The 10,478-nt window shown below is 64.1% G+C and carries 9 protein-coding genes; 4 read left to right on the top strand and 5 right to left on the bottom strand.

The annotated features are described in order from the left end of the window. Positions 1-42: 42 nt before the first annotated feature. Together ACNPN0_RS08905 and ACNPN0_RS08900 are read right to left on the bottom strand one after the other, a co-directional pair. The gene (locus ACNPN0_RS08905) at positions 43-1,356 is read right to left on the bottom strand and encodes an MFS transporter (protein WP_434693453.1); all 1,314 of its coding nucleotides are present in this window, start codon (positions 1,354-1,356) and stop codon (positions 43-45) included. Positions 1,357-1,365: 9 nt separating this feature from the next. Beyond that, positions 1,366-2,781, bottom strand: coding sequence for a M20 family metallopeptidase (locus ACNPN0_RS08900; RefSeq protein WP_448937894.1), 1,416 nt, complete (start codon positions 2,779-2,781; stop codon positions 1,366-1,368). Between the two features lie 126 nt (positions 2,782-2,907). Between ACNPN0_RS08900 and ACNPN0_RS08895 the strand changes: the two genes are divergently transcribed. Beyond that, on the top strand, positions 2,908-3,804 hold the full coding sequence (locus tag ACNPN0_RS08895; protein ID WP_105658027.1) for a LysR family transcriptional regulator: 897 nt from the start codon (positions 2,908-2,910) through the stop codon (positions 3,802-3,804). A 429-nt stretch (positions 3,805-4,233) separates the two neighbouring features. Here ACNPN0_RS08895 and ACNPN0_RS08890 read toward each other — a convergent pair whose 3' ends face one another. The 3 genes from ACNPN0_RS08890 to ACNPN0_RS08880 all read right to left on the bottom strand — a co-directional run bounded on the left by ACNPN0_RS08890 (position 4,234) and on the right by ACNPN0_RS08880 (position 6,731). Next, positions 4,234-5,229 carry a permease prefix domain 1-containing protein gene (locus ACNPN0_RS08890; RefSeq protein ID WP_448937895.1) on the bottom strand — a complete coding sequence of 332 codons (996 nt, stop codon included), beginning with the start codon at positions 5,227-5,229 and terminating at the stop codon, positions 4,234-4,236. A 1-nt stretch (position 5,230) separates the two neighbouring features. Further along, positions 5,231-5,560 (bottom strand): PadR family transcriptional regulator, encoded by a 330-nt coding sequence (locus ACNPN0_RS08885; protein WP_105658025.1) that lies wholly within the window; start codon positions 5,558-5,560, stop codon positions 5,231-5,233. Positions 5,561-6,020: 460 nt separating this feature from the next. Further along, complete coding sequence (locus tag ACNPN0_RS08880) at positions 6,021-6,731, bottom strand: FadR/GntR family transcriptional regulator (protein ID WP_286172292.1); 711 nt, start codon at positions 6,729-6,731, stop codon at positions 6,021-6,023. Positions 6,732-6,884: 153 nt separating this feature from the next. On the opposite strand from ACNPN0_RS08880, the gene ACNPN0_RS08875 reads away from it, so the two are divergent. The 3 genes from ACNPN0_RS08875 to ACNPN0_RS08865 all read left to right on the top strand — a co-directional run. Further along, positions 6,885-8,246, top strand: a complete 1,362-nt coding sequence (locus ACNPN0_RS08875) for an SLC13 family permease (RefSeq protein WP_105658024.1) — start codon at positions 6,885-6,887, stop codon at positions 8,244-8,246. A gap of 44 nt (positions 8,247-8,290) precedes the next feature. Then, positions 8,291-9,520, top strand: a complete 1,230-nt coding sequence (locus tag ACNPN0_RS08870; protein ID WP_448937896.1) for a CaiB/BaiF CoA transferase family protein — start codon at positions 8,291-8,293, stop codon at positions 9,518-9,520. Continuing rightward, the coding region (locus ACNPN0_RS08865; RefSeq protein ID WP_448937897.1) for a carboxyl transferase domain-containing protein at positions 9,517-10,478 on the top strand (962 nt) is incomplete at its 3' end. The genes ACNPN0_RS08870 and ACNPN0_RS08865, both read left to right, overlap by 4 nt.

Here is a 10,478-nt window from a genome sequence, read left to right as displayed (position 1 = left end):
TGCCGGCCTTGTGCTTCCTGCGCTGCTTCACCAGTGGCGGGGTCAGCGCACCGCCCGGAAACGGAAGGCGGAGCCCAGCGCCGCGATGCTCACGATGGCCAGCACCGCTAGGTAGTAGCCCGGGGCAATCGGCTGGCCAGTGGCCTCGATCAGGAAGGCGCAAATCATCGGGGTGAATCCGCCGAAAATCGCCACAGAGGTGTTGTAGCTGAAGGACAGGCCCGTGGCCCGCGAGGAATCGCTGAAGACATCAGCCATCACCGACGGCAGCGCACCGAAGTACAAAGCCTTGAGCAATCCCAGGATGACCATTACGACCGCGAGGACCAGGAAGGTCTTGCCCGCAATCAACCAGAGGAACAGCGGGATGGTCAGCAGCATGATCGCCAGGGCGGCGGGAATCATGATGCGCAATCGTCCGAAGCGGTCCGAAAGGTGGCCCACCACTGGCGTGGCGAAGGTCAAGATCGCCCCGGAGATAATCAGCGAGGAGAAGGAAACGGTAGGGCTCATGCCCAACTGGCTGATGCCGAAAGTCGGCATGTACTGCAGCACGAAGTTCAGAGCTGTCGAAATAGCCAGCGCTCCGCCGGCGATGAGCACCGAGGCCTTGTTCGAGCGGAACAGCTCGCGCACCGGGGCATGCACCGCGTTCTTGGCGCTGTGCCGATCCCCCGGGGCCGCTTCGGGCAGCGGCGCTTCATCGACGTGGCGACGGATCCACCAGCCGGCAGGGCCCACCAGCAGACCGATGAAGAACGGTATGCGCCAGGCCCAGTCGTTCATCTGCTCCGTCGTGAAGATACTGGTCAAAGCGACCACCGTGATGGCAGCCATCATCGCGCCCAGGCCTTGGCTTGCGAACTGGAAGCTGCCCAGGAATCCCTTGCGCCCCTTGTCCTGCGCCAAGAGGTACGAGGTGGCGGCACCGAACTCGCCACCGGCGGAGAAGCCCTGGATGAGCCGCCCCAGGATGAGCCCCAGCGGAGCGAAGATGCCGATGGTGTCGTAGCCCGGCAGCAGTGCAATGATCGCCGTACCCACTACCATCAGCCTGATAGTGAGGATCAACCCCTTTTTCAAGCCCTTGCGGTCCGCATAGGATCCGAGTACAAGTCCACCTAGAGGGCGGATCAGGTAGGAGATACCGAAGACCGCAAAAGCCTGGATGACCTCTACTGCCGGATTTTCCGAGGGGAAGAAGTTGTGGCCGATATAGATTGCCAACAGCGCATAGATGGCCATGTCGTACCACTCCAGCGCATTGCCAATGGTGGCTGCGGCGATACCGCGAGCGGTGGACTGGCGTCGGGCCGGCGCTGTCTGGTCTTTAACTGGTAATTGCTGATTTTCCATGCTGGAGTCCTAGATCTTCTCGCTGCTAGCCGCTACCGTGCGCGGCGAGGTCGTGTTCGTTGCCAGGTCATGGAAGAGCCCGCACATCATTTTCAGTCCTTGGCGCAGCACCGGCTCCAGGGCGTGCTCGTTGGGCCCGTGCTGCTGGCACCCCGGATAGGAATGCGGGACCCACAAGGTCGGCAGGCCAAGCGTCGATTCGAAGACCGCATTGGGCAGCGAACCGCCGATATTGGGCAAGACCACCGCGGGCACGCCGGTGCTCCGCTGGATGGACTCGCTGGCCCAGCGCACCCAAGGGTTGTCGGGATTGGTCCTGCTGGCCGGGAAGCACTGTCCCATGGCCAGCTGCACCATCGGGTAGCCGGCCTCGTCCAGTGCCCGCCGGATCGCCGCTTCCAGCCCCGCCAGATCCGTTCCAACGACGAAGCGCAGTTGCAGGACCGCCCGGGCCTCACCCGGGATGGCATTGACCGGCCGGGCGACGTCGGCCGATTGCAGGGCGATCACCTCCAGGGTGTTCCAGGCGTAGAGCCGTTCTGCCGCGCTCAGCCTGGTGTCGCCCCAGCCGTCGGCCAATTGCGGGTCCTGCGCTCCTCCGCCCACCTGCACCGATTGGAGCGCTTGGCGCACCGAGTCGGGCAGTTCGTCGGGAAGCAGCCCTGGTACTTGGATACGCCCATGCCCATCGACCAGTGCACCGATCGCGCCAGCCAGCGTGGTTGCGGGGTTGCGCAGCAGGCCGCCCCAATTCCCTGAATGATAGCCACCCGCGCGCAGCGGAATGCTGAGTTCGAAGGTCGCCCCACCCCGTGCGCCGAGGAATATCGTGGGTTCCTGGGCTGACAATCTGGGGCCGTCCGAGGCGATGAAGAGATCTGCGGCGAGTTCTTCGCGGTGCGCCGCGGCGTATTCATCCAGCTGCGGGGACCCGATTTCCTCGCCGGCTTCGAACAGGAAGACCGCGTTGAATCCCAATTCCCCGCGCTGGGCCAGCAGCATCTCGAAGGCCTTGAGGTTCACCAGGTGCTGGCCCTTGTTATCCGCCGCGCCGCGTCCGTACCAGCGCTCGCCCTGGGCATCCAGCACGAAAGGATCGCGCCCCTGCTCCCAGTGCTCCGCTTGGCCGTCAACCACATCGGCATGCCCGTAGCACAGCACCGTAGTGTAATCCCGATGTTCTGTGCGAACCGCGCGCAGGAAAGAATTGCCCGATCCCCGCCAGTCCAGATCAAGCCGCACAGTAAAGCCCATGCTTTCGAGCCTCGTTCGTAAGTTCTTATCCAGATATGAGTTCGTTGCAACCCTCTGGCTGGGGTCGGTGCTGACCGTCGGGCAGGCAACCAGCTCGGACAAGTCCTCGAACAGCTCCCCCGAGTCGACATACTTGTCCGCAGCTACTAGCAAATATTCTCTATTCGGCATGATTTCTCCCCGCTCGGCGTGTTGTACTGTAGATCACATTAGGAGATGGGCGCGACGGGAACCAGTGCCGTTTCGTGCATCAGGTTTGAGTTAAATGCAAAATGCTAACCGAACGGGAACAAGAGAATGCAAACATTGCCAACGGCGCTGCGCTACTTCCATGAGGTGGCTAGCACGGGATCTATTTCCGATGCCGCCGAATCGCAACATGTTTCCGCGTCGGCAATCAGCCGGCAGATCAGCCAGCTCGAACGCCACGTCGGCGCGGCAATTTTCCGCCGCCATGCCCGCGGCATGGAATTGACCGATGCCGGGGTGCTGCTGCTGGCCCATACCCGCCGCATGCTCTCCGAAGGCGAGCAACTGGCTCAGGATCTGAGCGAGCTCTCCTCGGGGGCTTCACGAGTCATCGAGGTGGCCAGCTCGGAAGGACTTGCTGCCTCGGTGACTCCTCGCGCCGTCTCCGCGTTCTGCAAGGAACATCCCGAGGTGACGGTTCACCTGAGCGTCTTGCCCTCGGCCGAGGCCACCAGGCAGGTTATCGAAGGCACTGCGGATCTCGCGACGATTTTTGCCCTGGGCCCGCAGCGCCATGTAACCGTCGAGCATTCCTGCCCAGCTCCGGCTTATGCCGTGGTTTGCGCCGACCACCCCCTGGCTGAGCGGACGCAGCTGTCGCTGGCCGAGCTCTGCGAGTACCCGATGTCTATGCCGGCCAAGGGCATCACCCAGCGCGAGCTTTTTGACATCGCCACCTCCATGGCCGGACTCACGCCGAAGATCGCGCTAACTACCGATCACATCAATCCGGCCATGGAGTTCGCGCGTTCCGGCGCGGGGGTGACCTTGCTCAGCCGCTTCGCTCGTCGCGATGGGCTGAGCCAAGGGCTGAGGTTCATCCCGATTGACCATCCGGCTCTGGCCGAACGCAGCGCACAGATCCTCACCATGCCGCGACGACGGCAACCAGCCTTGGTCAGTGCGCTGATCCAGCAGATCACGGCCCTGATGCAGGAATACTGATCCGGGAAGAAGACGGCCTCGCCGCAGGGGCCGGCATGGGATTCTACTGGCCGAACAGCGGCCCCGGCTAATGGGTGGCGGTGCGGCACGGAGGCAGTCGCATGTACCGTGATGGCCCCTCCGAGGGATCGCTGATTGCCGGAGGCTTCGCTCGTCGGGTGCACCCGGGATTTGAACGGCGAGTATTTGCGCAGGCGGAGCCGAGCGAGCGCCGGAAGCGTTCGGAGCAGTCGTGGTTGACGGCGCTCTTCCTGATCGTGATGACGTGCTTTCCTAGGTGCCTTTCGAGCAACTGTCGGCCCAATTGATGGAGGGGCTTCCGTGCCGGAACACAAGCCGGGGGCAGTGACCCGCGAGCTCGTATCATTGCCGGCAGGCAGCTCAGCGCTGGACACGGTGGCACGGAATCCCACCTGCCATTCAGCGCGTTCACCCCCGGGCTGTGCCCCGTTCCCGCACGGCCTTGCGCCAGCCGTCAACGATATCCCAGCCAATGCCGGCCGCGATTCCGCACCCGAGCAGCACGGCGAGAATGCGGAAGATGCCGCCATTGCCAGCGGCCTGTGCGTTTCCGGCTGCGAACCCGTCGCCTCCGGCAACCGCAACGAACGAGAGGAATTCCGGGTTGACGAGCTCGCCGCGCAACAGCAGGATCAGCGCCCAGGCCGCGAAGGCCAAAGCGAGCACGGTGTTCAGCACCGCCATGGCAGTTGTCCAACGACGCAGGCGGAACAGCGCGACGGCGAAGACGGCCTCGAGGATGATCAGTGCGAACAGGACGCCGATCCACCACGGCCACAGCCCCGGATTGAGGATCGGGATCGGTTCACCGCCTGTGGGGAAGAATCCTCGGACTAGATCCCACACCACCGCGCCGGCGGCGATGCCCAGGAATATCAGCGACGCGATCAACTCGCTGCGACCCGCGCCATCCTCGGGAATTTCCGGCAGCTGGTCAACATCCCACTTCACGCCAGTGTCCGCGCCAGTGCGCTCGAGCACGACGAACACGAGCGTGGTCCAGAAGCCCACGTGCACGATGACCTGCAGCCCGACGGAAAGCGACTGGACGATGCTTTCGCCCACGTCCTGTCCAGAGACCAGCAAACCCAGCGCCATTGCCCCTGCCACGCAGAGCGGCACAATCCACAGCAGCAGTTTCAGCAGGCGCCACCAAGCCAGGTAGTACTTCGGCCCGATCAGGTGCAGCGGCCGGTCTGCGTAGCCGGCGGCGAGGATGCCGGGGTCGCCGAGTTCGGCCAGGACTCGGCGTTCCGCCTCCTGCGCGGCTTCGCCTTGGGCTACGCGCGCCTCGATGGCGTCGGCAATGGAGGCTTCGAGTTCGGCGCGGATGTCGTTCCGCATCCCGGGCTCGAGGCTGCGGATCGTGGCCGAGATGTAGCGTTCGGTCAATGTGGCAGTCATGTCAGTGCTCCTCTTCGGTGAGCGAGGCGATCGCCGTTGCCAGTGATCGCCATTCCGTGGTCAACGTGTCGGCAAGACGGATACCGTCAGGCGAGGTTCGGTAGAACTTGCGTGGCCTGGCCTCCTCGGTGTTCCACTCGCTGGTGAGGTAACCCTGCTTCTCCAGGCGCCGCAGCAGCGGATACAAGGTGTTGGCATCGGTGGAGAAACCGTGGTCGTCGAGCTGCTCCAGCAGGCTGTAGCCATACCCGGCACTGCGCAGCAGCTGCAGGCAGGCAAGCACAACGGTGCCGCGTCGCAGCTCTTGCAGTTGGGTGTCGAACTCTTCCATGCCGCTCACATTACCGTGCGTCACACACTATCGTCAATCACACATTACTGTCACAAGGTGAGAGCGGGTGTTCAATACTATTCGTTGCGGAACTGGGCATCGCAGCCGGAAGTGAGCGGGGCGCTGAGGCGGGACAAGCAAACCAGCAAGTAACGCATCGCGTAGCGGCAGGACTGGCGACTGGACTGGAGTGCCAAGATCTGTTGAATTCCAGCGCAGCGTGGTCCATAGATCGGCAGTGGCCGCGCTTTTCCAGCCCATCGCCCATCGCCTTTTGATAACTGCGAACTTTCCGCAACAGGCCAAGCTCCAGCCACGGCGGCCTTCCGCGCACTGCGCGCGGGAGAATAGCAAAAGCCAGCGGCCGGCAGCACCTCGAGCCGCCCGGACATCGAAGAAAACGGCTCCGGCGAAAAAGGGCCAGCCTCGCCCGGCAGCAATTGGCTGACCGGCTTTGCGGCTACCTGCCGTCCCTGAGCAGGGCCACGTCGGAGACCATTTCTATATGCTCGCCCATCGCGGCGGCGGCACCCGTGGCATCGCCGCGGCGAATCGCATCGGCGATTTTCAGGTGCGACTCCAGCGAACGCTCCGGGCGTCCTGGCTGCCCCAACGATTCGATGCGGGTTTCGAGAACCATCTCGGCGATAAACGTCATGAGTTTTTGCAAAACCGCTGATTTGGCTGCAGCGGTAATTGCCTCGTGGAAAAGCTCATCACCGCGCTCGCCACGGCCGCCCTCGCCAATTTCCGCGGCCATCACCTCCAGCGCGTGATCGATTTTGCGCAGGTCAGCCTCGGTGCGGCGTGCGGCAGCCAGCGCGGCCAGCTTGACCTCCAAGGTACTGCGCGCCTCGACGATATCCGGCAACCGGTTCTTGTGCTCGCGCAGTTCGCGCAGCACCGTGGCGACGCTCGGACGGTGCACGAGCACCGCGCCGGTTCCATGCTGCACGTCGATGACCCCGAGTACTTCCAACGCCACCAGGGCCTGGGCCAGGGTCGCTCGCGAGACGCCGAGCTGCTCTGCCAGCTCGCGCTCGGCCGGCAAATGGTCACCGGGCCCCAACTGCTCTGCTTCGACAAAAGCCAGGATCTGCTGCATCAACTGCTCATAGAGCCGAGGGCGCTGCACCTTCGCGAACGCCCTGGCCTTCTTGGCTTCAGCCACAACCACTCCCCACCTGAAAATGTGTTCTTCCTCAAACTTACACCGAAAAGTACCTTGACAAGACACCGAGAGTCTAGGAGGCTAGGCCAGTGAGCCAGTGACACCCGTCACAGCAAAACCATTCAGTGCAAAGCCTCCCGAAAAGGATTTCCCATGTCTGTCGCACTCGTCTCCATCATCGTCTTGGCGGTGATGTTCATAATTGCCACGATGTTCCCGATCAACATGGGAGCCCTGGCCTTCGTTGGCGCCTTCCTGCTCGGCACGATATTCCTCGGCATGGATGCCAAGGACATTCTCGCCAGCTTCCCCGGAGGACTGTTCTTGACCCTGGTCGGGGTCACCTACCTCTTCGCCATAGCCCAGAACAATGGCACCATCGACATCCTGGTTGACCGGGCGGTGAAACTTGTCGACAACCGGATCTCGCTGATCCCCTGGGTCATGTTCGCCATCACCGCAGCCATTACCGCCATCGGCGCCCTGGGCCCGGCAGCGGTGGCGATCATCGCCCCGATCGGCCTGCGCTTCGCGCAGAAATACGAGATCAACCCGCTCATGATGGGCATGCTCATCGTGCACGGCGCGCAGGCCGGCGGCTTCTCCCCGATCGCCGTCTACGGCGTGATCGTCAATGGGCTGATCCAGGAAGCCGGGTTCGCCTTCAGTCCCACCGCCCTGTTCCTCACCAGCTTCGCCTTCAACCTGGTGATCGCCATCGTGCTGTTCCTGGTCCTGGGCGGGCGCAAACTGGCTGGCCAGCGGGCCAGCGCCATCGCCGAACGCGTTGCCGAGGCCCGCCTGTCGGTCTCCGTGGGCTCGCAGGCAGCCGATGTCGATTTCAAGGGCAGCGGCTCGGGAACCTACGGTCCCCGCGATCCTGCCGGCGACGGCGCCGCGCCGCATGCCCCGGGCCAGCGCTTCGGCCAGGCAATGACCATCCTCGGCCTGGTCGCCCTGGCCGTGATCGCATTGGGCTTCAAGGTCGACGTCGGCTTCGTTTCGATCACCATCGCGGTCGTCCTGGCCTTGGTCAACCCCGCTGCCCAGAAGGGGGCGGTCAACAAGATCAGCTGGTCCACGGTCCTGCTCATCTGCGGCATGCTCACTTTCGTCGGAGTCCTGGAGGAAGCCGGCACCATCGAATACGCTTCGAACGCCGTGGCGACCCTGGGAGCACCGCTGCTTGCGGGCTTGCTCATCTGCTACATCGGCGCCGTTGTCTCGGCTTTCGCATCATCCACTGCCATCCTGGCCGCGCTCATCCCGCTGGCGATCCCGTTCCTGGGCTCGGGCTCGATCAGCGCTACCGGATTGATCTGCGCGCTGGCCATCGCCTCGACCATCGTGGATGTCTCGCCCTTCTCCACCAACGGCGCCCTGGTCCTTGCCAACGCCCCGGAAGGCACCGACAAGGACCGCTTCTACAAGCAGGTCCTGGGCTACGGCGGCATCATCGTCCTGGCCGGCCCTGTCCTGGCGTGGGCGCTGCTGGTCTTGCCCGGCTGGCTGTAGGCACCAGCGGAACCGCCAATCTTTCCACTCCTAGGAGGTATCTCTTGAGCTCGATTACAGTCCAACCCGAAGAAACCCTGGCCACCGGCACCGGCCCCCTGAGCGGCTACGTGGTCCTTGACCTGACCCGTGCACTGGCCGGGCCTCATGCCGGAATGATGATGGGCGACCTGGGTGCCAAGGTCATCAAGATCGAAGCGATGGGCACCGGGGACGACACCCGCGGCTGGGGCCCACCCTTCGTCGGGCCGGAAGACAACCGGCAGGCCACCTACTTCCTGTCATGCAATCGCAACAAGCAGTCTGTTGCGCTGAACCTGAAGGATTCCGCGCACCAAGCCAAGCTGGCCGACCTGGTCAGGAACTCTGATGTGCTCATGGAGAACTTCCGCACCGGTGTGCTGGACCGGCTCGGCTTCAGCGTCGAGGTGCTCCATGAATTGAATCCGCGGCTGGTGATCCTGTCCATTACCGGCTTCGGGCACGACGGCCCCGAATCCCACCGCAGCGGCTACGACCAGATCCTGCAGGGCGAGGCCGGGCTGATGTCCATTACCGGCTCCGGCCCGGAGGATCCGCAGAAGGTCGGGGTGCCCATCGCGGATCTGCTCTCGGGGATGTATGGAGCGTACGGGGCGCTGGCAGCGCTGCTGGAACGCGAAAGGACCGGTCGCGGCCAAGTGGTCCGCACCTCCCTGCTGGCCTCGATCATCGGGGTCCATGCCTTCCAGGGCACCCGGCAGACCGTGGCCGGGGAGAATCCCCAAGCCATCGGCAACCACCATCCCTCCATTGCACCCTACGGCCTGTATTCCTGTGCCGATGGGAAAGTGCAGATCAGCATCGGCAGCGAAAAGCTCTGGCAGGCCTTCGCCTCCCGGTTCGGCTTGCCCGCCGGGGATCCCCGCTTTGCCAGCAACTCCCAGCGCGTGGAGAACCGCGCGGCGCTCAATGAGCTGATCGAACGGGCTTTTAGCGCATACGATGCGGCGCAGCTGCTCAACTCCCTTGACGCAGCCGGCATTCCAGCGGGAAAGGTGCGCTCCATCGAGGAGGTCTATGACTGGGACCAGGTCCACTCCCAAGGGCTCATCGTGGAGGTGGAGCACGAAGTGCTCGGCAGGGTCAGCCTGCCCGGCCCTCCCCTGCGCTTCTTCGATGCCGCCACCAGCAAGGAGACCACCCGCAAGGCGCATACCGCTCCGCCCCTGCTCAATGCAGATGCAGCGGACGTGGACCGCTGGCTCGAAGAGCAGAAGGAAGACCAGTCATGAGCACCAGAACCCAACGGATTGACGCGTCGGCGCTACTGTCCATCGTCTTGAATGAAGACTCCTTCGAGTCCTGGGACAGCCAGCCGCAGCAGCCCGAGCTCAGCGAATCCTATGCGGCCGACCTCGATGCCGCCCGCGCAAAAAGCGGCACCGATGAGTCGGTGCTCACGGGCAAGGGACTGATCCAGGGCCGCGAAGTGGCGGTGATCGTCTCGGAATTCAACTTCCTGGCCGGTTCCATCGGGCAGGCTGCCGTGAAGCGCATTGTCGCGGCCATCGAGCGCGCAACGGCGGCCGGACTGCCGCTGCTGGCGGGGCCCGCTTCCGGGGGCACCCGCATGCAGGAAGGCACCTTGGCCTTCCTGGGGATGGTCGCCATCACCGATGCGGTCCGCCGGCACAAGGCGGCAGGACTTCCCTATCTGGTCTACCTGCGCCATCCCACCACCGGCGGTGTCATGGCCTCCTGGGGCTCTTTGGGGCACATCACCGTTGCCGAACCAGGGGCGCTGCTGGGTTTCCTGGGTCCACGGGTCTACCAGGCGCTCTACGGACAGGACTTCCCGGAGGGCGTCCAGGTCTCGGAGAACCTGTTCCGCAAGGGCTTGATCGACGCGGTTGTCCCGCCGCAGGACCTTCCGCAGCTCGTGGACCGGGCACTGCAGATCCTGCAGCCGGTACGAGATTCCGGCGCTTTCCCGGCACCGGTGGGCAGCATCTCGTGCAGTGCGGACGAGGACGCCTGGCGCTCTGTGCAAGCCAGCCGGAACCCGCGCCGACCGGACACCCGGATGCTGCTGGCCTCAGCTGACGACGCGCTGCCCTTGAACGGAACCGGACAGGGAGAGAAAGACCCCGGGCTGATGCTGGCGTTGGCGCGGTTCGCAGGACAGCGCTGCGTGGTGCTCGGCCAGCAGCGGCCGCGGCACCCGGACACGGCCAGCCTCGGGCCCGGGGG

This window comes from Glutamicibacter sp. AGC84, assembly GCF_053543575.1.
This window is presented reverse-complemented; position numbering and strand designations above follow the sequence as displayed.

Bases quoted from the DNA above. Each gene is read 5' to 3' on its own strand.
- ACNPN0_RS08895 (WP_105658027.1), top strand. From the start codon at position 2,908: ATGCAAACATTGCCAACGGCGCTGCGCTACTTCCATGAGGTGGCTAGC.
- ACNPN0_RS08905 (WP_434693453.1), bottom strand. From the start codon at position 1,356: ATGGAAAATCAGCAATTACCAGTTAAAGACCAGACAGCGCCGGCCCGA.
- ACNPN0_RS08885 (WP_105658025.1), bottom strand. From the start codon at position 5,560: ATGGAAGAGTTCGACACCCAACTGCAAGAGCTGCGACGCGGCACCGTT.
- ACNPN0_RS08890 (WP_448937895.1), bottom strand. From the start codon at position 5,229: ATGACTGCCACATTGACCGAACGCTACATCTCGGCCACGATCCGCAGC.
- ACNPN0_RS08875 (WP_105658024.1), top strand. From the start codon at position 6,885: ATGTCTGTCGCACTCGTCTCCATCATCGTCTTGGCGGTGATGTTCATA.
- ACNPN0_RS08900 (WP_448937894.1), bottom strand. From the start codon at position 2,781: ATGCCGAATAGAGAATATTTGCTAGTAGCTGCGGACAAGTATGTCGAC.